At 61.5% G+C, this 24,855-nt stretch carries 24 protein-coding genes and 2 pseudogenes; 11 read left to right on the top strand and 15 right to left on the bottom strand.

Annotated elements, in window-relative coordinates:
- Positions 1–294: 294 nt before the first annotated feature.
- Positions 295–513, bottom strand: a pseudogene (locus FB009_RS33350) (hypothetical protein); the annotation flags it as partial.
- A gap of 260 nt (positions 514–773) precedes the next feature.
- Between FB009_RS33350 and FB009_RS26140 the strand changes: the two are divergent.
- Positions 774–1,121, top strand: a pseudogene (locus FB009_RS26140) (KUP/HAK/KT family potassium transporter); the annotation flags it as partial.
- A 38-nt stretch (positions 1,122–1,159) separates the two neighbouring features.
- Entirely contained in the window at positions 1,160–1,537 is a 378-nt protein-coding gene (locus FB009_RS26135) for a YbaN family protein (RefSeq protein WP_011969215.1), read from the top strand.
- Between the two features lie 143 nt (positions 1,538–1,680).
- Here FB009_RS26135 and FB009_RS33710 read toward each other — a convergent pair whose 3' ends face one another.
- Together FB009_RS33710 and FB009_RS26130 are read right to left on the bottom strand one after the other, a co-directional pair.
- Complete coding sequence (locus tag FB009_RS33710; RefSeq protein WP_018209599.1) at positions 1,681–1,812, bottom strand: hypothetical protein; 132 nt, start codon at positions 1,810–1,812, stop codon at positions 1,681–1,683.
- Positions 1,813–2,011: 199 nt separating this feature from the next.
- Positions 2,012–3,298 carry an ABC transporter substrate-binding protein gene (locus FB009_RS26130; RefSeq protein WP_101804520.1) on the bottom strand — a complete coding sequence of 429 codons (1,287 nt, stop codon included), beginning with the start codon at positions 3,296–3,298 and terminating at the stop codon, positions 2,012–2,014.
- Positions 3,299–3,443: 145 nt separating this feature from the next.
- On the opposite strand from FB009_RS26130, the gene FB009_RS26125 reads away from it, so the two are divergent.
- The 6 genes from FB009_RS26125 (at position 3,444) to FB009_RS26100 (ending at position 9,305) form a co-directional block, all read left to right on the top strand.
- Positions 3,444–4,478 carry a LacI family DNA-binding transcriptional regulator gene (locus FB009_RS26125; protein WP_011969217.1) on the top strand — a complete coding sequence of 345 codons (1,035 nt, stop codon included), beginning with the start codon at positions 3,444–3,446 and terminating at the stop codon, positions 4,476–4,478.
- Positions 4,468–6,321: a DUF2264 domain-containing protein gene (locus tag FB009_RS26120; protein ID WP_101779258.1), complete on the top strand. Its 1,854-nt coding sequence runs from the start codon at positions 4,468–4,470 to the stop codon at positions 6,319–6,321. The genes FB009_RS26125 and FB009_RS26120 overlap by 11 nt, the downstream gene beginning before the upstream one ends.
- Positions 6,318–7,325: a hydroxyacid dehydrogenase gene (locus FB009_RS26115; protein ID WP_101779256.1), complete on the top strand. Its 1,008-nt coding sequence runs from the start codon at positions 6,318–6,320 to the stop codon at positions 7,323–7,325. The genes FB009_RS26120 and FB009_RS26115 overlap by 4 nt, the downstream gene beginning before the upstream one ends.
- Positions 7,322–8,131, top strand: coding sequence for a sugar phosphate isomerase/epimerase family protein (locus tag FB009_RS26110; RefSeq protein WP_101779254.1), 810 nt, complete (start codon positions 7,322–7,324; stop codon positions 8,129–8,131). Before FB009_RS26115 ends, FB009_RS26110 begins: the two co-directional genes overlap by 4 nt.
- Before the next feature lie 71 nt (positions 8,132–8,202).
- On the top strand, positions 8,203–8,613 hold the full coding sequence (locus FB009_RS26105; protein WP_101779252.1) for an MbcA/ParS/Xre antitoxin family protein: 411 nt from the start codon (positions 8,203–8,205) through the stop codon (positions 8,611–8,613).
- On the top strand, positions 8,607–9,305 hold the full coding sequence (locus FB009_RS26100) for an RES family NAD+ phosphorylase (protein ID WP_101804522.1): 699 nt from the start codon (positions 8,607–8,609) through the stop codon (positions 9,303–9,305). The genes FB009_RS26105 and FB009_RS26100 overlap by 7 nt, the downstream gene beginning before the upstream one ends.
- Before the next feature lie 54 nt (positions 9,306–9,359).
- Here the strand turns inward: FB009_RS26100 and FB009_RS26095 are convergent, their stop codons facing one another.
- The 9 genes from FB009_RS26095 to FB009_RS26055 form a co-directional block, all read right to left on the bottom strand.
- Complete coding sequence (locus tag FB009_RS26095; RefSeq protein WP_101779248.1) at positions 9,360–10,127, bottom strand: SDR family NAD(P)-dependent oxidoreductase; 768 nt, start codon at positions 10,125–10,127, stop codon at positions 9,360–9,362.
- 9 nt (positions 10,128–10,136) lie between these two features.
- A complete protein-coding gene (locus FB009_RS26090; RefSeq protein WP_101804523.1) occupies positions 10,137–11,846 on the bottom strand; it encodes an SMP-30/gluconolactonase/LRE family protein in 1,710 nt (569 codons plus the stop codon).
- Positions 11,825–12,805 (bottom strand): NAD-dependent epimerase/dehydratase family protein, encoded by a 981-nt coding sequence (locus FB009_RS26085; protein WP_011969225.1) that lies wholly within the window; start codon positions 12,803–12,805, stop codon positions 11,825–11,827. The genes FB009_RS26090 and FB009_RS26085 overlap by 22 nt, the downstream gene beginning before the upstream one ends.
- Before the next feature lies 1 nt (position 12,806).
- On the bottom strand, positions 12,807–13,895 hold the full coding sequence (locus tag FB009_RS26080) for an ABC transporter ATP-binding protein (protein WP_101777782.1): 1,089 nt from the start codon (positions 13,893–13,895) through the stop codon (positions 12,807–12,809).
- Position 13,896: 1 nt separating this feature from the next.
- Entirely contained in the window at positions 13,897–14,727 is an 831-nt protein-coding gene (locus FB009_RS26075) for a carbohydrate ABC transporter permease (RefSeq protein WP_011969227.1), read from the bottom strand.
- Between the two features lie 11 nt (positions 14,728–14,738).
- The gene (locus tag FB009_RS26070) at positions 14,739–15,644 is read right to left on the bottom strand and encodes a carbohydrate ABC transporter permease (protein ID WP_011969228.1); all 906 of its coding nucleotides are present in this window, start codon (positions 15,642–15,644) and stop codon (positions 14,739–14,741) included.
- A gap of 297 nt (positions 15,645–15,941) precedes the next feature.
- Positions 15,942–17,207: an ABC transporter substrate-binding protein gene (locus FB009_RS26065; RefSeq protein ID WP_101804524.1), complete on the bottom strand. Its 1,266-nt coding sequence runs from the start codon at positions 17,205–17,207 to the stop codon at positions 15,942–15,944.
- A 32-nt stretch (positions 17,208–17,239) separates the two neighbouring features.
- Positions 17,240–18,409 (bottom strand): mandelate racemase/muconate lactonizing enzyme family protein, encoded by a 1,170-nt coding sequence (locus FB009_RS26060; RefSeq protein ID WP_011969230.1) that lies wholly within the window; start codon positions 18,407–18,409, stop codon positions 17,240–17,242.
- Complete coding sequence (locus tag FB009_RS26055) at positions 18,406–19,368, bottom strand: dihydrodipicolinate synthase family protein (protein ID WP_011969231.1); 963 nt, start codon at positions 19,366–19,368, stop codon at positions 18,406–18,408. The genes FB009_RS26060 and FB009_RS26055 overlap by 4 nt, the downstream gene beginning before the upstream one ends.
- A 45-nt stretch (positions 19,369–19,413) precedes the next feature.
- Between FB009_RS26055 and FB009_RS26050 the strand changes: the two genes are divergently transcribed.
- Entirely contained in the window at positions 19,414–20,361 is a 948-nt protein-coding gene (locus FB009_RS26050) for a 2-dehydro-3-deoxygalactonokinase (RefSeq protein ID WP_153321340.1), read from the top strand.
- Positions 20,362–20,551: 190 nt separating this feature from the next.
- Positions 20,552–20,821, top strand: a complete 270-nt coding sequence (locus FB009_RS26040) for a helix-turn-helix domain-containing protein (protein ID WP_158243341.1) — start codon at positions 20,552–20,554, stop codon at positions 20,819–20,821.
- Positions 20,822–20,866: 45 nt separating this feature from the next.
- Here FB009_RS26040 and FB009_RS26035 read toward each other — a convergent pair whose 3' ends face one another.
- The 3 genes from FB009_RS26035 to FB009_RS26025 are packed head-to-tail and all read right to left on the bottom strand — an operon-like array spanning position 20,867 to position 23,654.
- Positions 20,867–21,646, bottom strand: coding sequence for an SDR family oxidoreductase (locus tag FB009_RS26035; protein WP_011969234.1), 780 nt, complete (start codon positions 21,644–21,646; stop codon positions 20,867–20,869).
- Between the two features lie 34 nt (positions 21,647–21,680).
- Positions 21,681–22,829 carry a galactonate dehydratase gene (gene dgoD, locus FB009_RS26030; protein WP_101804526.1) on the bottom strand — a complete coding sequence of 383 codons (1,149 nt, stop codon included), beginning with the start codon at positions 22,827–22,829 and terminating at the stop codon, positions 21,681–21,683.
- 57 nt (positions 22,830–22,886) lie between these two features.
- On the bottom strand, positions 22,887–23,654 hold the full coding sequence (locus tag FB009_RS26025) for a FadR/GntR family transcriptional regulator (protein ID WP_028053684.1): 768 nt from the start codon (positions 23,652–23,654) through the stop codon (positions 22,887–22,889).
- Positions 23,655–23,849: 195 nt separating this feature from the next.
- Here FB009_RS26025 and FB009_RS26020 point away from each other — a divergent pair, with 195 nt between their 5' ends.
- Entirely contained in the window at positions 23,850–24,833 is a 984-nt protein-coding gene (locus FB009_RS26020) for an arabinose ABC transporter substrate-binding protein (protein WP_127580655.1), read from the top strand.
- Positions 24,834–24,855 lie beyond the last annotated feature (22 nt).

The following is a 24,855-nucleotide window of genomic DNA, read 5'->3' as shown; positions in this document are numbered from 1 at the left end:
TCCGGGCCAGAGGCTGGAAGTCGAATCGGCATGGAAAGCAATGCGCACGGTGCAGCAACTCAGTGCCCATGAGCGCACGACCGAGGCCTTGAAGCATTCAGAGACATTGCGCCTGAGCAAGAGCCAGGGGCTCTTGCTGAGATGAGCATTCCACTCCTTCAAACAGCGCCGACGAGACGACGCGGTACGCCATTCCTCCTTGGCTTGGCGATGGCCCCTTTACTTTTTCTTGGTGCAATCTAGAGCGAGGAACAGCTTGACAGTATGAGTTCTGTCCGGAAATTTCCTTGAGCGCTATTCGATATCAAATCGCTCAAGCATCTTCGTGAGCCAAAGGTTCTGTGCACCGAGCTGTTTAGCCAGCAAACTCCTGGGCGCTTGTTGTCTGCGTCCAGGGCGGCAAGCTCGTCGGGAGATCGGATCGTCGGCAGTCTGCGCCTTTCGATCCTCATGCCCGACCTGCGAGTTCAACGCGATCGGCTGAGCGGGAGCTCGCTTGACGCGCCTTCGCGGAGCAACTTCACCATTGCAGGTCGGGGAACCGCTCCAAAGGCGCGCTATAGACGTAGTTACGCCAGAGATTCAAGTGAATCAGATCTGTTCAATGTATGCGACTGCGCTTGCCACCGCGCTGGCAACCCACTTTCCGAAGTAGTTCAGCAGGAACAAATAAGAAAAAGGTTCAGTTGATTCAGTTGCTCGACTCTCGAGGGGACCGCATTTAACGTCTTCGGCTAAGATCAGCACGTCGCCCATAAGGACAGGCGGAACATATGACCGACTCCCTCGACCACGCACCGGAACAAGCGAACAATATGCCACAATTTCTGGGGCTGACCGTCGGAGCAATCGGCGTAGTTTATGGCGACATCGGGACCAGTTCCCTCTATGCCTTTCGCGAGGCGCTGCGCACGTTTGGACCAGGTGGTGTCGGGCGGGACGAAGTCATCGGTCTCGTCTCGCTGGTACTCTGCACGCTGACCGCCATCGCAACTTTGAAATACGTCATCTTCCTCCTTCGCGCCGATAACGACGGCGAGGGTGGAACGTTGTCCTTGCTCGCCCTGCTGCTGAAGAAGGGCACAGAGAATCCAGTCTTGATGTTTTTTGCCGGCATTCTCGTATTTTTTCTAATGTTCAGCCTGACGAAAGAGACGACATGAATCTTTCCGTGCGCCTGGCACTCCTCGGCCTTGCCTGGGTGATGGTCGGCTTGGCAACTGCCGGAATATTTCTCCCGCTTCTGCCGACGACACCATTTCTCCTGCTGGCGGCATGGTTGTTTTCGCGCTCTTCGCCGCGCCTCGAGCAATGGCTGGCAGGACACGCCCTGTTTGGGCCCCCATTGCGAGACTGGCGGGATGACGGCGCTATTGCGCGGCGCAACAAAATCTGCGCGATCTTACTGATGGCTCTGGGTTTTGCCTATTTCTGGCTGGCGATCGAGCCGCCGGCCATCGGCTTGCTTGCGGTCGCAGCGATCATGATCGCCTGCGGCATCTTCATCGCCACGCGGCCGGAACCGCCGAATAAATGATGATCAGAGTGCTTACCCCTTCGTCAGGCGATCACCTTCATGATTATAGGTCAAGGGACCTATAATCTTGAACGTGATCGAATCCAAAAGGTGACAGCGGGATACGGGCGGAAAACCGGGGTACACTTTTCCTCAAACTTGCTCTAATGGTTCGGCACGATGTCCATTTTCACGGCGCTCAGATCTGGCGGATCGCCAACCTCGTCTGCGACCAGGATCGACATGGCGAGGATGAAGACGGCTACACCGAGTCCCGCTAACATTTCGGCGTCCATCGCTGACTCCCTTGTGCTCCGGGTGAGTAAAGGCCACGGAACCTCGCCTGGAGCAACCCTCAATTTTTAGGAACTTCCGGGAAAAGCGTCGGCGATCTTCGATCCGGGAGCACGTCGAAACGAAGAGTAAGATCATTTCTCTGTTTTGCGGTGGAGCAGAGAAATGATCTTACGTGCAGCCTCGCGTGGCGCGCCCGGCTCAGCCGGCTCGGACCGTGGCCCTGCCTTCCTCCACCAGCCGTGTCGCCGCGTCTCCGATCGATATCCGCTCGAAGGCGAGTTCATCGGCAATCGGCCGCAGCACGCGCTGGTCGAACTCGGTCGCTCCAAGCGGCGCCGGCGACGGATAGCTCCCCACCTGATCCTTGAGGCCGTTGATATAATTAACCGTTTCCGTTTCGGTCGGGTTGAGTGACGGCAGGATGGCTTCGCGAACGGTCGGCGACATGGGCACGCCGCGCTCCACGCCGAGGATCTTGCCGGCCTCCACGTCATTGACGAAGAAGTTGATGAATTTCGCGGCCTCTTCGCCGTGCTCCGTCGACGCACCGATGCTCCAGATCAGCGCCGGCCGGTAGTAATGGCCGGAGGGACCTCCTTTCTCGGCACGGGGCAGCATGCCGATGCCAAGCTTGCTTTTCATGATGAGCTGATAGCCGACCATCTGGTTGGAATAGGCCATGCCCATCGCCGAATAGCCGAGCGCCAGGCAGTTGGTGTCGATCGTGTTCTGGTCGAGCGTCTGGATGTCCGCTCCGACGGTGCCGCCGCGCTTGCGCAACTCTTCCCAATAGGCATACCATTCCTTCGCCTCCTCGACCCCGAAACCGAGGCCGCTATCGGTATAGAGGCTGCTTCCTCGCTGACGGAGCCAGGCATCGAACACATAGGCGTAGCGGGCTCCGTAGGGACCGCCCCCGGCACTTTTCTTCCCGACCGTCTTGGTCATTTCGACGGCGATCTCAGCATATTCCGCCCAGGTGGTGTCAATTCCCGGCGGATCGATGCCCGCTTTGGCAAAAGCGTCGGCATCGTAGAACAGCGCGAAAGAATTGAGGCCAAGCCCCACACCCCAGAGCTTTCCATCCACCGTCGTCAGCTTCAGGACGTCCTTGCCGAATGCGTCGACGTCCAACGCCGAAGAGATGAAGGGGTCGAGCGCCATGCAGGCGCCCCTCTTGGAGTAATCCGAGATCGTGCTGGGCTCGAGCTGGAAGATATCGGCAATGGACCGACCGGCCATCTGGGTCGCAAGCTTCGTCCAGTAGCCGTCGCCGCTCAAGCTTTCGCCGATGATCCTGATATCCGGGTTGGCTTCCTCGAAAAGCTTGGCGACTGCCAATGTTCGCTTCGAGCGGTCGTTGGATCCCCACCACATGGCGCGCAACTGCACGCTTTCGGCCGCGAGGGTCGTTCGGGACCCGAGAGCGACACCTGCCGCGGCACCAGCCGCGCCGGCCATGAATCCGCGTCTGTTGAGTAGCATGCCAATCCTCCCCTTTGCTGCCCTGCCCGGCACTCTCCTCAGCACCTGCAGGCTCCAAGTTGCGCAAGAGCTTATGCAAAATTATAACTTACGCAATATTTCTTTTTAACTTGCAAATTTGCATTGGTTGCGCAATGTTTGCACCATGATCGAAAGACCCTCGAGAAGACTCCGCCAAGCCGACATCGCCGCCCATGCCGGCGTATCGGTTTCTACCGTCTCGCGCGTGCTCGCCAACGAACCCGGCATCAGCGAAGATGTCCGGGTACAGATCTTCAAGGTCGCAAGCGAGCTCGGCTACCCACTCAAAGCCGGCACTGCAGCTGGTTCACGCGCACTGGCATTGATCGCAAGCAACGGCGTTACCGGCGGCTTGAGCGCTTTTTACCAGGGCATCGTCGATGGCTTGCGCTCAGAGGCAGCCGCGCAGGGCATGTCGTTCGACATCCGCCTCATCAACGAGATGAAGGCGACGCCGCAAGTCGTTGGCGAACATCTGGAATCAGTCGGGGCGCAAGGGCTCTTTCTGGTCGGGATCGACCCCAGCGAGGCACTTGGCGACTGGCTCGTGGAAAGCCGGTTGCCCGTCGTCCTCGTCAATGGCGTCGATCCACAATTGCGCTTCGACGGCATCTCGCCGCCAAACTTCTTCGGCGCCTTCGCTGCCACGCGGATGCTGCTGGATGCCGGGCACAGGCGCATCCTCCACCTGACCGGATCGCATCGCCATACGATCCGCGAGCGTGTGCGCGGCTTCGAAGCGGCCATCGCCTGCGCTGAAGGCTGCGCGGCGCGCATCGTCCGCCTGCCCTTCGAGACCAATTCGAGCGCGGAAGCCCATGCGGCAACGCTCGATGCGCTCGCCGTGGACGGGAATTTCACCGCGGCCTTCTGTATGAACGATTTCATCGCAGTGGGCGTTCTCGAGGCGGTCACCGAACTTGGCCGCCGCGTACCGGATGATTTCGCCATTATCGGGTTCGACGACCTGCCCTGCGCCGAGATGGCCAATCCGCGCCTTTCGACGATGCATGTCGACCGTGCAGCGCTCGGCCGGGAAGCGGTCGGCATGATGCAGTTTCGCTTCGCTCATCCGGACGTGCCCGCGCGGCATGTCTCTCACGCGGTCACCCCGGTGCCCGGCGGCACGATTGCACGAAGGACGACGCATGACCTATGATCCCGCCAGCGCCAATCCGCTTGCCGGAAATCCGCTCCAAAAGCGCGGCGACATGCAGAGCGCGCTTCTCGATCTGTTCGATCCGCTCCTCCCCTATTTCTCCACCGGCAATGCGCGGGTCCGTCTCGACGCCGCTGCTGCGCATTTCGACCGAGCCGCTGCCGATCTGGAAGGCTTTGCAAGGCCTCTTTGGGGCCTTGCACCTTTTGCTGCCGGTGGCGGAGACTTCGGGCATTGGGACCGCTATGCGGAAGGGATCGCCAATGGCACGGATCCTCAACATCCGGAGTTCTGGGGCCAGGTGAACGGACGGGATCAGCGAATGGTCGAACTTGCAGCGCTGGGCTTCGCCCTGGCGCTGGTGCCGGAAAAGCTGTGGGATCCCTTGAGCCGGCGCGCGCGGGAGAATCTCGTCGCCTATCTCCTCCACGCCCGCACCTTCGACTATGCCGACAACAACTGGAAGTTCTTTCGTATTTTCGTCGACATCGCCCTCGATCGCCTCGGCATCGACCACGACCGCAGCTTGACCAGATCCTATCTGGCCGAACTGGACGGTTTCTATATTGCCGATGGCTGGTATCGCGACGGCAATGTGCGGCGCGTCGACCACTATATCGCCTTCGCCATGCACTTTTACGGGCTCATCTATGCGCGCCTTGTAGACGACGACCATGCGAAGCGATACCGCGAACGGGCGATCTCCTTCGCGCAGGATTTCCGCCACTGGTTTGCCGAGGACGGGGCAACGCTCCCTTTCGGACGAAGTCTCACCTATCGCTTCGCCTGCGCCGGTTTCTGGTCGGCACTCGCCTTTGCTGACCTCGAGGCGCTGCCCTGGGGGGAAATCAAGGGACTTTGCCTACGCCATCTCAGATGGTGGGCGGACAAGCCGATAGCGCACAGGGACGGCGTGCTCTCTATCGGTTACGGCTATCCGAACCTCCTGATGTCGGAAAGTTACAATTCGGCGGGCTCGCCCTATTGGGCGTTCAAGGCCTTCCTGCCGCTTGCCACAGGCGAAAACCATCCCTTCTGGACGAGCACGGAAGTGCCGCTGCAGCAATCCACCGAGCCATTGGATCTGCGCCATGCAGGCATGGTCATGATGCCGGTCAATGGCGACGTCGTGGCGCTTTCCTCCGGCCAGGAAAACCGCCAAATGCGCTTCGGCTCGGAAAAATACGCGAAATTCGCGTATTCCGCGCGCTACGCCTTCAGCATCGAGAGCGACGAACGGGGATTCGTTGGCGGAGCTTTCGACTCGATGCTGGCCTTCAGCGACGACGGCATCCACTACCGGGTGCGCGAGGCCAATGAGGAGGTACTGATCGCGGGCGATGTCTTGTTCTCCAAATGGTCGCCATGGCCCGATGTTCTGGTCGAAACCTGGCTGATCCCCTCCTCTCCCTGGCATGTGCGCGTGCACAGGATCACCACCCCGCGACCGCTGGAAACGGCCGAAGGCGGTTTCGCGATCGATAGACGAGACTTCGATGCCGACACGCTCTTCGCAGCAGAAGGGACGGCTCACGCCATCGGGGCCGAGGATTTCAGCGGGATTCGCGATCTCGGCTCGACCGTCCCGCGCGAGGGTATCGTTCAGAAAGCTCCGCCGAACACCAATCTGATTGCCGCAAGGACGCTTGTGCCGCAATTGCGGACTTCGATCCCATCCGGTGAGACCGTCCTGGGATGCGCCGTGATCGCGTTCCGCAACAATCCCGCGCTCGCCGAAGCCTGGCCCAGCCCGCCGGTGATGCCCGACATCGAAAAGCTCGTCGCCATCCGCGCGGAAGGCCTCAACGTCAGCACGATGCTGGCGCCGGGACGGATCCCATGAGCCTTCCGACCGTCGCCTTTGCGATGCAGCCCGAACGAACGCGCTATGTCCTGACGCCTGAGCTTCTCAAGCGGCTCGCCGGCCTCGCCCGCATCCTCGATGAACGGCCGATCACCGAATTCGACGAGCGGGCGAAGCGATTGCTAGGCGAGGCCGAGATCCTGGTGACGGGATGGGGTGCACCGTTCTTCGATGAGGCCGCCCTCGCCCGGGCGCCGCACCTTCGGCTTATCGTGCATGCCGCCGGCACGATAAAGGGGCTCGTCGGCCGGAGCGTTTTCGAAGCTGGGATCAAGGTAAGCCATGCGGCCGAGGCCAATGCCGTTCCCGTTGCCGAGTTCACGCTTGCAGCCGTGATCTTCGCCGGAAAACGGGTGTTTCAGTTCCGCGACATCTATGCGGCCGACCGGGGCCGCGGGCGCATCCAGACCCTGCAGGGGGAAGCCATCGGGAATCACCGCCGCATCGTCGGCATCGTCGGCGCTTCGCGGATCGGGCGCCGTGTGATCGAGCTCTTACGTCTCTTCGACTATCAATTGCTGCTCTACGATCCGCTGATCAGCGAGGCCGAGGCGGAGGCACTCGGGGCCGAGAAGGTCGATCTAGCGGCACTGATGGCCCGCTCCGACATCGTGTCGCTGCATGCGCCCCTGCTGCCTGAGACCCGGCACATGATCGATGCCCGCCAGCTCGCCCTCATGAAGGAAGGAGCGACGCTGATCAACACTGCGCGGGGTGCGTTGGTCAATGAAGCAGCGCTCATCGCAAAGCTGCAGACGGGTTCGATCAATGCAGTGATCGACGTCACTCACCCCGAAATTCCGGAGGGGAACTCACCGCTCTACGATCTGCCTAACGTCTTTCTGACGCCGCATATTGCCGGCGCCATCGGCCTGGAGCGCAGGCGTCTCGGGGAAATGGCTGTCGATGAGGTCGCCCGCTTCCTGGAAGGCAAGCCGCTCCTGTTCGAAGTGCTCAATCGCGACCTGGCGAGGATCGCATGATCAATATCGAGCCCGCCCTCTGTTCGGTGACCTTCCGGAAGCTGCCCGCAGACGAGATCGTCGCACTTGCCGTGGAGGCGCGGCTTGCGGCCGTCGAATGGGCGGGAGATGCCCATGTCTTTCCCGGAGATCTGCACGCCGCCCGCGCCGTGGCTCGGCGGTGCGAAAATGCCGGCCTCAAGGCGTCCTACGGCTCATACATCGCGCCACCGACCGACGACTTTGCCGCGTTCAAGTCGGCGCTGGAGACAGCGGTCGCACTTGGTGCTTCGAATATCCGTATCTGGGCTGGCACGCGCGAGCGCGATTCCAGCAATTACAGCGCCGAGGAACGACGCCACGCCGCAGAGGCAATCCGCCAGATGGGGGCAGAAGCTGCCCGGCATGGGGTCACGGTATCGCTCGAATATCATCCGCAGTCGCTAACCGATGAAACCCTTTCGGCGCAAAGCCTTATTGAGGCGGTCGGGCATCCGAATGTCTATCTCTACTGGCAACCGCGGCCCGGTCTCCCGCTTGAGGAGGCGCTTACGGAAATCGCTCAGGTCGGTGAGCATATATCGCATGTCCACGTGTTTGCCTGGGACCGCTGTCGCAACCGCTTCGGCTTGGCAACCGCCGCCGACTACTGGCGAACGGTCCTTACTGCCTTGCCCCAATCGCGCTGGAGAGGCCGGCGCTTCGCCATGTTGGAATTCGTGGCGGGAGACGATCCGGCAGTTTTTCTGGCGGATGCTGGAACGCTCAGGCAAATTTTGAGAGTGGAGGTTTCGCTTCGGACATCCGGCGATGCAGATGGTGATTGACTGCAGCGCAGCCGTTGCGATTTTGCCAAACGGCAGAAATAAGCTATAGTTTCGCCAGAAAGCGAGGTCCGATGCAGCTTCAGCCAATTGTCACGACACCAACCGCTACAACAGATGCGATAACCGACGCGGAAGCCGGCGCGTTGGCACGTGCTGTCGTAAACCTCTCTAGAGCCTGGAAGCTCTCCGACGCTGAGTCGTGCATTCTCCTAGGAGGGATGTCCCCCCGCACCTGGGCGCGGTGGAAGGACGGTGACATCGGCAGAATTGATCGCGATCTCCGGATGAGGATGGCTCACCTTATGGGCATCCACAAAGGTCTGCGATATTTGTTCAAAGAGGCAGCACGGGGTTACGCCTGGATGCGCAAACCCAACGCGGCCTTCGGTGGCTTCTCGGCCCTGGATCTTATGCTCCGCGGTGAAATATCGGATCTTTCAGTGTTGCGCGAATGGTTGGATGCGGAGCGTAGTGCATGGTGAGTGGGCTTGCGGTCCGCAAACGCGTTCAATGGCAGCAGACCTATCGCATTATCCGATCGATCTATCCGCCGGTCGACCTCTTCGAAGACATTGCGGACCCACGCGACTGGGAAGCGCTTGCTGCGGTCGAGGAGAAGACGAATCCGCGCATTCGGCTCGAGATCGGCGATCTGGGCAAGATTCCGGCTGCCCGCCGAGTGTCCGGCCCCGGCGCGAGCTTCGTCATGGCACCCTTCGTACATTGCTCGGTTCTGCGGCCGGGTCGGTTCACCAATGGCAGCTACGGCATTTACTATGCGGGGGACAGCGAAGTGGTCGCCGTCGCCGAGACCATTTGTCACCACGAGAAATTCATGCGCGCCACCAATGAGGAGCCCGGTTGGACTGCCGATTTCCGCATCCTGATCGGCAGCGTTGATCGGGATCTCGACGACGTCAGCGCCGTGCCCGGCGTGCTGCACCCGGACGATTATACCGCGTCGCATGTCGAGGGACGCGATCTGCGGGCCGCAGGAAGCGACGGGTTGGTTTGGGACAGTGTGCGGATGCGAGGTGGGCGCTGCATCGGCGCCTTCTGGCCCGACGTGATCACTATCCCCATCCAGGGACGCCACTACGGCTATCATTGGGACGGTACGCGAGTCGATTTTGTGCGCCAGTATGACACGGGACGTGTGCTGGCAGTGACGTGATGTCTCGGGCGAGCCGACCAAAATTGAAGTTTTGAAAATTTCACTGCTCCTGCACTAATACCCACCCGACATGACAACAGCCTCGCCCGTCATGAAACTGCACGCGTCTGAGGCGAGGAAGAGTGCCGCGCCCACCATTTCGTCCGGCGCGCCTGCGCGCCCCATCCAGTTGAGCGTCCGGACGTAGTTTTCCCAACCCTCTGGGTCGCCGTCGCGGCGAGCGGCGTTGCGGTCCGTGTCGATGAGGCCCGGTGCGAGTGTGTTAAGCAACACGCCGCGGGGAGCGTAATCGCGAGCAAGGCTCTGGATCAGATTATGCTGGGCTGCCTTGGTCGCCGCATAAATGGAAACGATCGATTTCGGCCGCAACTGGTTGATGCTGCCGATGTTGACGACGCGGCCCCAGCCGCGTTCGGCCATGCCCGGCAAGGCCGTCTGCAGCATCTCGACCGTAGATCGAAGGTTGACATCGATCTGTGTGGCGAAATCCTCCGGCGTCACATCGTCGAACGACCCGTTGATTTGCGCCGAGGCGTTGATCACCAGAATATCCAACGGACCTGCGGCCGCCTGCGCCGCCGAAATCAAATCGCCGCCGGCACCGGGCGGCGAAAGCTCGCCTTGGATCGAGACCGCGTCGCCGCCGGCAGCGCTTATTGCCTGTTCGACCCCGGCGGTTGCGCCGGGCTTTTGTCCGTGCAGGACCACGCGCGCGCCATAGGCCGCATAGGCTTGAGCTATCGCAGCCCCGATTCCGCGGCTTGAGCCGGTCACCAGAGCTGTCCTGCCCTTCAGCGAGAATATGTCCTTATACGTGCTCACAACTGTTCCTCAGACGCAGAAGAGAGAGGTGGCCAGGCCGCGCTCACCGGGGTTACAGGCGAAAATGCCGCCGGAGAGCGGTGCTTCCGTCAGCGTCGAGGCCGGGAGACGGGTGCGCGCGCTGGTGATGAACAAGGTCGCAAGATCGTCCCCGCCGAAGGCCACGCTGGTGGGGCGTGGCACCGGCAGTTCGACGGCGCGATCCAGCCGGCCATCGGGCCGATAGCGGTTCACGCGCCATCCATCCCAGATTGCACACCAGACGCCGCCATCGGCATCGACGGCAAGCCCGTCCGGACGCCCCTCCGCCTCGGGCACAGTAACAAAAACGCGGCGGTTGGCGATGCTCCCCTCCCTCGCATCGAAGTCGTAGGCATAGATGATGCCCGGCACCGTATCGACGAAGTAGAAGGTCGAACCATCGGGACTCCAGGCCAGCCCGTTGGCGACCGTGAACCCGCTTTCGGCGCGGGCGACTTCACCGGTCTTCGTCAGGCGATACAGGCTGCCGGTCGGCCGGCTCACATCAAGGCGCATCGATCCCACCCAAAGCCTTCCATGCGGGTCGACTTTTGCGTCATTGAGGCGGTTTTCCGGTACCCCCGGTTCCGGCTCGGCAAACCGGGTGAACAGGCCGCGCTCGAAGTCGAAACGTTCGACGCCGTCCTGCGAGGCGACGACCAGCCGCCCGTCCTCGCTCGGAAGGACGGCACTGACGAGCTTGGCTGTGTTGCAGGTCTCGTTTTTGCCGGTAACAGGATCGAACCGATGCACGGCCGGGTGGAGAATATCAACCCAATAGAGCCGCTTTTCCCTGCCGACCCAGACTGGGGCTTCGCCGAGCTGGGCGCCCCAGGGCAGAACGCATTGCACATCGCTCTGTCCTCCCGCACGCGTCCGCGGCCGCGGGCCGGAGCTGATGGCCACGGCCCCGACCGTGCCGGTGATCCGTCGCGCCGCAGCCATCAATTCGCGGCCGACCGGATGGATGGCGGAACTGTCGAGACGGGAGGCTGGCCCCAGCACCACGAGCGCTCCGAGCGGCACTCCGTCGCGCCCGGCGATCGGAGCAGCGACGGTATTGACCCCTGCGAGGTGCTCCTCGTAGGAAACGGCATAGCCCCGGGCGCGTGTCAGGACGAGATCGGCCTCGAGCGCCTGCGGATCTGTAATGGTCTGCGGCGTGAAGCGATCATAATCGAGCTGTCCAGCAAGCGAGCGGGCGAAGGAGGGCTCCTGAAACGCGAGCAGAGCCTTGCCGGCCGCGGTGCAGTGGACCGGCACACGCCGGCCGACCGCAATCAGCACGCCCAGGCCGCCGCTCGAGCGCTCTTCCAGATAAACCACACGGTGACCGTCGAGGCGGCAAAGTGCGACCGTTTCCCCGAGTTCGGCCGAAAGGCGTTCGAGTTCGGGGGCGGCGGCGCTGACGAGGTCGAATTTATCCCACACACGGTGCGAAAGCTCGATGAAGCGGTGTCCGAGCAGATAAGCGCCCGTTGCCTCGTTCTGCCGGATCAGACGAAACACCATCAGCGTCTTCAGCATGCGCGCAAGCGTCGGCTTCGGCACGCCGCTCATCTTCTGCAGGTCAGCGAAGCGCAGCGGCTTCGGAGCCTCCGCTATGAGGTCGAGGAGAGCGAGACCCTTGGCGAGGGCGGCCGCACCCGCCGGTGCCCCGCGATCTTCAAGCCCGCCTAAGACTGCCTTGTCGTCCATGCCGCTACCGCCTCGTCCAGCATTCGCATGATCGGCCACTTCGGCTCGAAGCCGAGCGCTTCACGAATGCGCTGGTTGGAAGTGTGATACCACACGCCGGAGCCGGGAAGATCGACCGTCACGAGCGGCCACCCGATCCTGTCGGCCATTACCGGCAGGACCTCGGCGAAGTCAACAGGATCGGTCGCTCCCAGATTGAAGACGCCACCCGCCGCCTTCGGATGGGACAGCGCGAGGAGAACGCCCCGGGCCATGTCGCGGGTGTCGGTGATGTGCATCTTGAACGGCCGGCCGTTCTCGTTGCGTGTCAGGACGAGTGCCGGCCGTCCCGGATCCGCCGCCCTCAGAAGATCGGCCGCAGTCCTGTTGCCGAAAGCCTCCTGCTGCTTGATTTTCGGGCGAAGGAAGAAGCGCGGTCCGGAAAAGAAGCTGTCGGGATCGAGCAGCTCATCGGCGTTCTGCGTATGCGAGAAGCGCAGGATCACCGTCTCCATCGACGATACGCGTCCCTGGAACGTCACCAGTTCCTCGCCGAGAAGCTTGGTGAGACCGTAAGGAGACAGTGGCTCCTTCGGATGATCCTCCGTAATCGGCTGGAATTCCGGCCTGTTCTCCGGATAGACCTCCCCGGAACTTGCAAAGACGAAGCGGCCGACCTTTGCCGCGACGGCCGCCTCGGCCACGATGCGCGTCCCTTCGACATTGGCTTGGAACAACCGGTCGCGGTCGCTCGCCAGCCAGGACATGAAGGCTCCGAGGTGGAGTACGGCGTCGATACCCTCACAGGCGCGCGCCGCCGCCTCGCGGTCGTCGAATGCGCCAACGACTTCGTCAAAGCCGGCATCATCGATCAATGCCGAGCGCAGATCGAAGCCCCTCACCTGGTGTCCCGCTTCAAGCAATTGCCTGACAACAAAAGAGCCGACCCTGCCGGCAGAACCCGTCACAAGCACTTTCATGTCAATCTACCGCCTTTTCCGTCTTCGGATCGAAGAGGTGGATTTCCGAGGGGTCGAAGGAGAGCGTGAGCTCGTCGCCCTCTCGCACGGGGCCGGAATGCGCGATCCGGGCAATCAGACCCTTGCCGCGTTCTTCGTCCCGAGCAGCCTCGCCGTAAGCGTTCTCGCCCGGATCGAAGTAAATGTATTTTTCCGAGCCGAGGCTCTCGACCAATGTCGGCCGCACCGCAAAAGTGACGTCACCCTGGCCGAGCGACAGATGCTCCGGCCGGATGCCGACGATCACCTCGCCGTCACGAGCGCCTTTCTGGGTGGCGAAGTTCTGGCCGAAGAGGGTGAGCCTGCCACCCTCGATGCGGGCGGACATGAAGTTCATGCCCGGAGACCCTATGAAGCCGGCGACGAAGAGATTGGCCGGCCTGGCGAACAGCGTGTCCGGGTCTGCGATCTGCTGGATGACACCGTCGCGCATGATGACGACGCGATCGGCCATGGTCATCGCCTCGATCTGGTCGTGCGTGACATAGACCGTCGTGACGCCGATGCGCTTGTGCAGCGCGCTGATCTCTGCACGGGTGTGAACGCGCAGCTTGGCGTCGAGATTGGACAGAGGCTCGTCCATCAGGAAGGCACGCGGCTCCCGCACGATCGCCCGGCCGAGCGCGACCCGCTGGCGCTGTCCGCCCGAAAGTGCCTTCGGGCGGCGATCGAGCAGATGCTCGACGGCCAGGATTCTGGCTACGGCGTGGACGCGCTTGTCGATTTCCGCCTTGGGCATGCCGCGCATCTTCAGTCCAAAGCCGATATTCTGGCCGACGGTCAGATGCGGGTAGAGCGCATAATTCTGGAACACCATCGCGATGTCCCGGTCCCCAGGAGCAAGATCGGTCACGTCCTTGTCGCCGATCAGGATCTTGCCGCCGCTTGCCGGCTCAAGACCGGCGAGGATCTTGAGCATTGTCGACTTGCCGCACCCCGAGGGGCCGACGAGGACGACGAATTCCCCGTCCGAGATTTCGAGCGAGAACTCTTTGAGCACGTTGAGCGCTCCGTAGTTCTTGTAGACGTTCTGAATGCTTATGCCGGCCATTTCACTTCTCCGCGCCGGCAGTGAGCCCGCCGACCAAATAGCGTTCAAGGAACAGATAGATCAGGATAATCGGCACCGAGACGAACACGGCCGCCGCCGAGATCTCGTTCCAGTCGGTGACGTACTCGCCTTTCATCGTGGTAATGCCGAGATTGGCCGTCCAACTCCCCTGCGCATTGGTGAGAAAGGTGCGGGCATAGGCATAATCGGCCCAGGAGAGGACGAAGGCGTAAAGAGCGGTTGCCGCAAGCCCCGGCGTCGCGACCGGAAGCACCACCCGGAAAAGGGCGCCAAGCGGAGAGCAGCCATCGACCATCGCCGCCTGCTCCAACTCGCGCGGGATCGTGTCGAAGTAGCCCTTCAGCATCCATGTGGTGAAGGGGATGATCAGCGTCGCATGGGCGAGAACCAGCGACCAAAGGCTCCCGATCAGCCCCATCGAGCGGAAAATGCCGAAAAGCGGAATGACGAGCAGCGTTGCCGGCAGCATCTTCGCCGTGAGAATGAAGAGACCCAGCGATCGGCCGCCCTTCACGCTGAAGCGCGACAGGCTGTAGCCGGCGAAGACCGAAACAACCATCGACAGGGCCACGGAACCGAGCGCCGCGAGCGTCGAATTCCACAGCCATAGGAGGATCGGCCGCTCGGTCGCCACTTTGGCGAAGGTGCTCCATTGCGGGTCGGCCGGCCAAAAGGACGGCGGCAACTGGCGGATTTCCGCGAGCGTCGACAGCGCCGTGACGAACAGCCAATAGATCGGGAAGAGCAACACGCCGCAGACGACGGCAAGGCCGGCATAGAGCGACAGTGTTTGAAGGGTGGTGCGCTGCATTGCTCGACCTCCTAATACATTGCCTGGGACTTGCGGCCGAGCATCAACAGGCTGGCGACGACGCACAGCACGAGCGTTACGATCCCGATTGCCGAGGCGTAACCCATGTTGAAGAAGCCGAATGCCTGATCGTAGGTCATGATCGAGAGCGTTTGCGTTGCCTTGAGCGGCCCGCCGTCGGTCAGCACTTTGATGATCGAGAAATCCCTGAAGACCCAAAGAACGACGAGCACCGACGTCACACCGAGAACGGGCATGAGCACGGGAATGGTAATGTACCAGAAGCGCTGGAACGCGTTCGCGCCATCGACCTTGGCGGCGTTGTAGAAATCTTCCGGAATGGACTGCAGACCGGCAAGCGTCATGATCGAGACGAAGGGATAACCTTTCCAGATCATCGTTATCGCCACCACCCAGAACGCGGCAGTAGGCTCGGAGAACCAGTTGACCATCTGGCTCGTGATGCCGAGCTTGATGAAGAGCCAGTTCATCAGGCCGAAGGAGGAATCGAAGATCCAGGCGAAAATGACGACCGCGATGACTTCCGGAACGGCCCAGGGCAGAGCCACGAAGAGACGCGCCAGCGTCCGCCCCTTGAAACGGTTATTGACCAGCAGGGCCGTTCCCAGACCGACGGCGAAACAGGCTGCACTGACGACCAGGACCAACTTGATCGTGACCCAGCACGAATTCCAGAAATCCGGTGAGGTGAATAGCTTGTGATAGTTTTCCAGCGTGAACGGCTTGCGCGGTGCGCTGAGCGTCGCCATGCCGATCTTCTGGAAAGACAAGTCGAGCGACACGAACAGCGGATAGACGATGATCAGAGCCACCAGCGCGACGGCCGGCAGCAACAGCAGATAACCCAGCCAATGCTGACGGCTCGGGCGTGCCAGATCGAGGAAACGTACGCTCATTTTTGCCTCTTGGTTTTTGCCAGGACCCGGCGCCGCCGCAGGCGCCGGGTTTCCCTTCACGTGCCGAGGTCGGCAAACGCCTACTGCATGTTTCCTTCAATCGGATCCGATTGAAGGACAAAAACATGCAGCAGATCAAAGTGCTACAGCGACCTTTGGGCGTCTGATAAGACGCACGGCGCTGTAGAGCGGGATGAGGAAGGTTTGCGCGGTCTTCCGCCCGCATCCCGCGTCTCTACTCTTTGAAATCGATCATGTTCATGTCTTTAGGTCGGCCCGACCTAAAGACATCGTGATCTACTGAAGCGCCTCGGCCTTCTCGTGCATCGTCTTGGCGACGGCTGCAGGATCGAGATCTTCTATGATCATTCTCTGCGCCTCCTCCTGAATCATTTTCGAGAACTCGTTGAACTGGATCTCGAGTCCGGTCGGAATGCGGTCGATCTTGTGCTCTGCCGCAGCCTTCTGCGACTTCGCCATCAGATCGAAATGTGGAATCTGCGCCTTGGCTTCGGTGAGATCGGCGCGCGGGCTCGGCGGAGTCGAGGCGGCAAGCGTCGCGAAGCTGGTCTGGAATCTGTCGGAGGTCGCAATTGCGATGAAATCCCAGACAAGCTGCTTCTTCTCATCGGAAATCTCGCTCGGCATCGCGAGAATGTTGGATGACCCTCCCAGCGGCGGGTCGAAGGGAACGCTGGCAAGCTTCAGCTTATCCTTTGCCGCTCCCTGCTGCATGATGGAATAGATCCAGGGACCGTCGACCTTTAAAGCGATCTTTCCATCGGCGAAGAGTTTCCGGACCTCGCCCGCCGAGAGGTCGCGCGGGGTCAGGCTTTCCTTGACCACGGTTTTCCAGCGGGTCAGGCCCTCGACCATTTCGGGGGTGTCGATCGTCACCTTGCCTTCTGCATTGGTGAAGCGTGCGCCGGCATCGAGAAGATAGCTCGCCATCTCGGCGATATACTGCCCGCCGCCACCTTTGGTCTCGTGGCCGGTTCCGAATTGGTCGACGATGCCGTCGCCATTCAGGTCCTTGGTGGTCGCGCGGGCCGCTGCGAGGAACTCCTCGTAATTGGTGGGGACCGCGACGCCCGCCTGCTTCAGCATCTCCTCGTTATAGCCGAAGATCGTGCCGTAATAGAGCATCATGATGCACACGGTCGTGTCCTGGAAATTGCAGATGTCCTGCCCGCTCCATCCATCGAGATTGAGCCCCGACTTCTCGACCCAGGGACCAAGGTCCTCGAGCCAGCCATTGTTCGCAAAGGTCTGGAATTCGAAGGAGGCCAGGTGGACGATGTCCGGCGGCGTGCCGCCTGCAAAGAGCGTCGTCATGGTGTCGGCATAGGCGCTGCGTTCCACCTTGGTCCATTCGATCGTATTACCGGGGTGCTTTGCCTCCCACTCCTTGACCACCGTTCCCCACCAGTCGCCGATGCCCTTCTCGTCCTTCTGCCACGAGACGAATTTGAGCACTTCCGCCTTGGCGGTGACCGGCAGGGCCGTGCAGGCCAGCATCGCTGCGACCGTCGTTGCGACGGCATATTTCCGGATGATTTTCATGTTTTCCTCCACTCCTCCGCGCTTATTCGCTTTCAATTTCTTTTCAGAAGCGCGAGCGCCTCCTTCGACGGCTCGACGCCGAGCCCCGGCCCTGTCGGCAGGATGTATTGGCCTTCGACGCAATCCATATCTCCGTCGAGAAGCCGGCGATTGGGCTCGAAGATCGAATGCTGGAACTCATGGCAGTCGACATTCGCCAGCGCCGCGCTCGCCTGGAGACTTGCCGCCAGGAAGATGCCGGAGCCGATCGTTGCATGCGGGATGATCTTGATGTGATGCGCATGGGCGCATTCGCCGATACGCATGAATTGCGTGATGCCCTTGTGGCCCATCTCCGGCTGCACGATTGCGAGCGCGTTCCGCGCGACGCGCGGTACCATATCGTAGACGGTGCGCCATTCCTCACCCACCGCAATGGCGGTCGGGACGCTTGCCGCCACCCGAGCCAGACCCTCCATGTCCTCGGTACGCACCGGCGCCTCGGCGAACCACAATCCGTGCGGCTCCATTGCCCTGATCAGCGCGATCGCTTCGCTTGCGGTCTGCGCCCAATGCATGTCGCAGGCGATGCGCGCCCCGTCACCGAGCCTTTCGCGCAGGGTTTCGATCTCACTTGCGACCCCGTCATCGGCAACGGGCGAGGCAAATTTGAAAGATGAGAAACCCTTGGCCTGCCATGATGCGGCGAGCTCGGCCCGTTTTCCGCGCGTGTCTTCAGGCAGCCCGGAAATGTAAGCGTCGATCCTGTCGCGCCTCCGGCCGCCGAGCAGCTTGCAGACCGGCATACCGGCGAGCTTGCCAGCCAAGTCCCATAGCGCGATGTCGATCGCCGCGAGCGCATCGACGTAAAAGCCGCCGGTGTAGCCGCGCACCCGCATGAGATCATAAAGGTCGTCATGGATCGCCGCCGCATCGAATGGATCGCGGCCCACGGTGAAATCCGCGAGAAGATCGTCAATGATCTCCATCGTCGCCCGCGGCGCAACCAATCCATAGGTTTCGCCCCAGCCGACGGCGCCATTCTCAGTCTCGATACGGACGAGCACGCTCCGATCGAATGTCGGATAGACGGTGCGATTGCCCTTGCGGACCAGGTAGCCGCGCCCGTTCGGCTCCTCGCCCGGGCGCGGTTTGCCGAGATATGGTTTGTCGCGCGGCAAGGTGAGCGTGAAGCTCTCAATCTTTTTGACGCGATCGCTCATGCGCCCGACCCTCTATTTGATCTCCCGAAGGATTCCACCTCGCACTCCTGCAGGCATCTTTCGATGTCGCGAACGGCCATTGCGTCGAGATCAGGAGTCGGAGCACGCACAATGGGGTTGTCAATGATCCCGCGCAAGCCGAGCACATGCTTGGTCAGCCGCATGCGATAAACGGCCTGAAGCGCCAATAAAGGCAGCGACTTCACGTAAAGCGTTCGCGCCTCGCCTCCACGGCCTGCGCGATAATTGCGGTCGAGAGCGACATGCAGGTCGGCGATCTCGAGCGCCGGCATCGCCGCACATGCACCCCGATCGTACTCGTCAAGAATGTAGCGAGCGCCTCCGCCGCCGATGACGCCCAGCAAATGCTCGGGCGCGTCCGCGAGGATGGCGGTGATCGCGGGCCCCGCGGGAAGGGTCTCTTCCTTGACATATCGAACAGCCGGAACCCGACGGACGACCTTGAGGACCGCCTCGGGCGACAAGTCCGAGCCACGCGGCGCGGGCGCATTCTGAAGGATAAATTCCGCGTCGGGCATTTGCATCGCCGAAGCAGAAAGAAAAGCGGCCACCGCGTCTGCTCCTGCCCCGATGGACTTCGGGGGTTGGATCATGAGCTGCGTGATCCCGAGCGCCAGCGCCTGCCTGCCATAGGCGACGACGTCATCAACGGTCGCCGCGCTGGCGCCGGCTATGACCGGCACACGCCCATCGACCTCGGCCGAGACGGTTTCGAGAAGCGCCAGGCGCTCCTCTCCGGTCAACATTTCCACCTCGCTCGCAAAACCAGGAAACACCACGCCCGCAACGCCCGCATCCAAAGCGAACCGGACGATACGGCGCATCGCGGCAATATCGACCCCGCTTTCCGTGAAGGGCGTCGGGAGAACCGGGAGAATTCCTGTCAGCGGCATAATTAGGTCCGTATAGTGAGACTTACAATTTATATTGTGGACCATAAGCGAAGGTGATAGGCCGTGTCAATCCATATAACTTTGAAGGAGATGGCCTTGCCGGACGCTGCATATGAACCTGTCACGGTCGTGCTCGATTGGGGCACCACGAACTTCCGGGCTTTCCTGGTGAAATCGGACGGCTCGATTGTCGATGAAAAAATAGGCGACCGGGGAATCCAGTCGGTCACCAAAGGCGAGCACGCGCGCGTCGTTAGCGAAGGCCTCGCATCCTGGCGCGCCGAATACGGCCCGCTCGACATCGTGGCGGCAGGAATGATCGGGAGCCGCAACGGATGGATCGAGATGCCTTATGTGCCGACCCCGGCGGCGGCCGGGGACCTGGCCGCCGCGTGCCGCACCATCGAACTTGCGCAGGGAGACCGGCTTACCTTTTTACCGGGCCTGACGGATCCGACGGCCTTTCCTTTCCCGGACGTCATGCGCGGCGAAGAGACCCAGCTCGTCGGCTTCGGCCTGAATAGGGACATGGTCGTCGTCCTGCCCGGGACGCATGCAAAATGGGCCGAGATCAAAGGCGGCCGCATCGAGCGTTTCCGCACCTTCGTCACCGGTGAAATCTACGCGACGCTGGCCAGCCATTCCTTCCTGTCGAAGGTCGCGACGGCCGAGCGCGACCATGCCACAGCGGCTTTCGCTGAAGGCATTGCGCTGGCGCAGCAAGAATGCGCTCGGGCCGGCGGCTTGTTGACACGGCTCTTTGCCGTCAGAACCGGCTGGCTTGCCGGTACGATCACACCGGACGAAATGAAGAGCCGCCTTTCCGGGCTCATCGTCGGATGGGAATTTGTCGAGGCGCGGGCCGGCGGCTGGTTCAAGGAAGGGGACACGATCGCGGTGGTCGGCGACGACGATCTGGTCGAGGTCTATGAAAGGGTGGCCACGGCATTTGGCCTGGAGCTGGCGCCCGCACCGGCTGACGCGGCGATCCGGGGTGCCCTGGAGATCTCGGGGCGTCGCTCGGCAGCCGCGACATGAAAAGCGGCGATCTCCCGACCGAACCGGTCACGGAGATCGCCGTATGGACCTCCGGCAGCCTTTCCGGCCGGCGGATGGGACGAAGACGTCAACGGCGAATGAAGAGAGCAACCGTCGCGCCGGCCGCGCTTGCAATCGCGACGATCATGAAACCAGCGACGTATCGCCACGGCTGTTCATGAAACCGCCGATGAGCGGTTCGCCGAGGCCTGATGAGCAGATCTCCTATATCGCCTCGCGCGAGGTAGCGCGCAGACACCTATGCGCTATCTGCAGATGCTCCGCCTTGAAGCCCGCGCGCGACCTGCTGAACGCGGATGGCTCTACCGTGACGCAGATCGCGTTCGACTGCGGCTTCTCGTCGAGCCAGTACGTTGCCACCTGTTACAAGAAGCGCTTCGGCTTTTCGCCGCAGGATACGCGGCGCGAACCACGGCTGATGGCCTGCTCTGGAGGCTGACAAGCGGCGAGAACGCTGTTGGCTCCTGGCCGGCCGCCAGGGGCATCAGGCCGGATGATGAAGGACGCTGAGACCGCCATCCACCGTCAGACACGTGGCGTTCATGAAAGGGCATTCGTCTGAAATCATGAAGACGGCGGCACGGGCGATCTCTTCCGCTGTCGCGATCCGGCCGCCAGGATGAAGTTTCATCGTCGCCGCCTCGGCTGCCGCCGGGTCCGGGAAACTGTTCCAGTAGTCGTAAGCCTTCTGCGTCAGGACATAACCCGGCGCCAGCGCATTTACCCGCACGCCCTTCGATGCATATTCAATGCCGAGCGCTTTCGTCATGCCGAGCAGCGCATGCTTTGCCACCGGATAGGGAAAGGTATGCGGAATGATGGTGAATGCATGCGTTGAGGCGATGTTGAGGATCGCTCCGCCGCCCTGCTCAATCAAATTCGGCAGAACCGCCTTGCAGCAGTTCCAGGCCCCGCGCAGGTTTACGTCAAAACAGCGTTGCCAATCGGCGTCGCTCATCGCCAGCGGCTCGGAGAACACGTTGATTCCGGCATTGTTGACAAGCGCGTTGATCCGCCCGATCGACGTTGCGGCGCTGGAGACCGCCACGCTGATCGCTTGCGCATCGGTAATGTCGGCCTGAGCGTAGACGAGCTCCCACCCCTGCTCTTGCAGCCGGCTCGCTTCCCTTTCGAGCAGAGGGCCGTCCCGGTCGACGAGAAGGAGTGCCGCCCCTTCCGACAGGAACACTTCGGCAATGGCGAGGCCGATGCCCTGCGCCGCGCCGGTCACCATGATCCGTTTACCTTGAAGCCGGGCACTCATCCCTTCACTCCCTCAGATCGGCGCATCGTCTTCCTCACCATTCGGCCACGCTGCCATCCGAATGGCGCCAGACCGGGTTGCGCCAGCGATGCCCCTCCTTCGCGCGTTCCATCACATAGGCCTCGTCCACCTCGATGCCGAGACCGGGTCCCGGAGGAATAGAAACGAAGCCGTCCTCATAGGCGAAGACGTCCTTGTTGGAGATGTAATCGAGGATGTCGTTCGCCTCGTTGTAGTGGATGCCGAGGCTCTGCTCCTGGATGAAGGCGTTATAGCTGACTGCGTCGACCTGCAGGCAGGCGGCAAGCGCAATCGGCCCGAGCGGGCAGTGGGGCGCCAGCGCCACATCGTAGGCCTCGGCCATCGCGGCGATCTTGCGGCATTCGGTGATCCCGCCGGCGTGCGAAAGATCCGGCTGAATGATGTCGACGAAGCCGTCGGAGAGAACCGATTTGAAGTCCCAGCGCGAATAGAGCCTTTCGCCGAGCGCGATCGGGGTCGAGCAATGGTTGGCGATCTCCCTCAGGGCCTCGCGGTTCTCCGACAGGACCGGCTCCTCGATGAACATCAGCTTGAACTGTTCCAGTTCCTTGGCGAGAACCTTCGCCATGGGCCTATGCACACGACCGTGGAAGTCGACGCCGATGCCGATATTGGGGCCGATCGCGTCGCGGATCGTTCCGATCGTCTCGACCGCCCTATCGATCTTCTCGTTGGTGTCGACGATCTGCATCTCCTCGCAGCCGTTGAGCTTTATCGCCTTGAAACCGCGGGCAACAACGTCGCGCGCATTGTTCGCGACGTCGCTCGGTCGGTCGCCGCCAATCCAGGAATAGACTTTGATCTTGTCGCGGCATTGCCCGCCGAGCAGGGAATGGACCGGCTGCCCGAGGGCCTTGCCCTTGATGTCCCATAGCGCCTGGTCAATGCCGGCCAGCGCACTCATATGTATGGCACCGCCGCGGTAGAATCCGCCGCGATAAAGCACGTTCCAATGATCCTCGATGAGGAAGGGGTCCCTGCCTACGAGATAGTCAGACAGCTCGTGAACGGCGGCCTCGACCGTCAGGGCGCGCCCCTCTACCACGGGCTCTCCCCACCCGACGACGCCCTCGTCGGTTTCGATCTTGAGAAAGAGCCAGCGCGGCGGAACGATATAGGTCGTCAGCTTGGTGATCTTCATGAAATGCGTCCAGTTGTCAAAGATGTGGTTTGATCCGAATGGCGCCCCGGCGCACCGTCACGCCGGAGGTGAGTGTCGCTCGACGGCGAGAGCGAGATCACGTGCGGCAAGGTCCAGCAGCTGCCAGGAACAGTCACGCGCTGCAGTCGCGTCCCGCATCCGCAATGCTTCGACCAGTTGCCTGTGTATCTCCACGGCACCTCCGCGCGTGTCCGCCGCCTCGTTCGAGGCCTGCAGCGAGAACTTGAGGCCGGCCTGTATAATGCTCGCCAGTTGCTGGAACACCTGATTATGGCTGGCCTTGAGGAGCGATTCGTGAAAAGCGACGTCTGCTGCCGTGAACTTCGCGAGGTCGCCCTCGGCATCCCTCATCTGCTGCCAGGCGCGCTCGATCTCGGCGATTTCCTGCACCGTTGCGCGCCTCGCCGCCAACTCTGCAGCAACAGGCTCGATCGCACGGCGCGCTTCGAGAATACAGTTCAGAAGATCGAACTGAAAAATCCGATCACCGATCCACTCGAGCACCTGCTGATCGAGAATGTTCCATTCGTCCTTGCTGCAGACGACGGTGCCGACGCGTGAACGACCGCGCACCAGCCCCTTCGATTCCAGAATCTTCAGTGATTCGCGTATGACCGTTCGGCTGACGCCGTAGCGTTCGCACAGGTCGTTCTCCCGCGGTAGATAGCTGCCTGCCGGATAATTGTCGCCACAGATGTCGGCGGCAAGCGCCCGGGTGACATCCTTCTGCACACGGGGACGACGAGAAGGCGTGCTGCCCGAATCCGTCGGCTGATCATGTCGTCCTTGCACTGAAATCTCCATGCGCTTGGCCCGCGTTCTCTTGAGACCCGAAGCGATGCTTACCGCAATCGTCCCGAAGTGACGAGCCTTGGTTCGGCCATCAATATCAGACATGCTCTATCATTCATCATACAAGCCCAATTGACAAGTATGATATTGACGTCTTACACAAATGGTAGCTGCAGGGAGCAGTCAGTCAGAACAGGGAGAGACATCATGCGCTTCATCAAGGCCTTTGCTTTGGCCGGCACCGTCGCAATTTTCGCAGCAACATCCGCCTTCGCTTCCGACGTGAAGATCGGCTTCATCGTCAAGCAGCCCGAGGAGCCGTGGTTCCAGGACGAATGGAAATTCGCCGACCAGGCAGCCAAGGAGAAGGGTTTCACCCTCGTCAAGATCGGCGCCCAGGATGGCGAAAAGGTTCAATCGGCCATCGACAATCTCGGCGCTCAGGGGGCGCAGGGCTTCATCATCTGCACCCCGGACGTCAAGCTCGGTCCCGGCATCGTCGCCAAGGCGGCCGCCAACGATCTGAAACTGATGACGGTGGACGACCGCCTGGTCAGCGCCAACGGCAGCGCTCTCGAAGACGTGCCGCACATGGGCATTTCCGCCACGAAGATCGGCGAAGCCGCGGGCGAGGCCATCGTGGCCGAGATTAAGAAGCGCGGCTGGGACATGAAGGAAGTCGGTGCCATCCGCGTTTCCTACGACCAGCTCCCGACCGCCGTCGATCGGGTGGAGGGCGCTCTGTCCGTCCTCAAGGCGAACGGCTTCCCTGAAGCCAATATCTTCGACGCACCGCAGGCGAAGACCGATACCGAAGCTGCTCTCAACGCATCCACCGTCGTCCTCAACAAGAATGCGGGCATCAAGAAGTGGGTCGCCGTCGGCCTCAACGACGAAGCCGTCCTCGGGGCAGTACGTGCCACCGAAACCGTCGGCATTCCCGCAGACAGCATGATCGGCGTGGGCATCGGCGGCGCGGAATCAGCGATCAACGAATTCAAGAAGCCCTCGCCGACCGGCTTCTTCGGCACTGTCATCATCTCGCCGAAACGTCACGGCTACGAGACGGCCCTCAACATGTATGAATGGATCGCCAACGGCAAAGAGCCCGAAAAGCTGGTCCTGACTGCGGGCCAGCTCGCTCTGCGCGACAACTACGAAGCCGTGCGCAAGGATCTCGGTATCGAGTAATCCCCTGCCCCGACAGAAATGA

It is taken from the genome of Sinorhizobium medicae (assembly GCF_007827695.1).
GTDB lineage: Bacteria > Pseudomonadota > Alphaproteobacteria > Rhizobiales > Rhizobiaceae > Sinorhizobium > Sinorhizobium medicae.
This window is presented reverse-complemented; position numbering and strand designations above follow the sequence as displayed.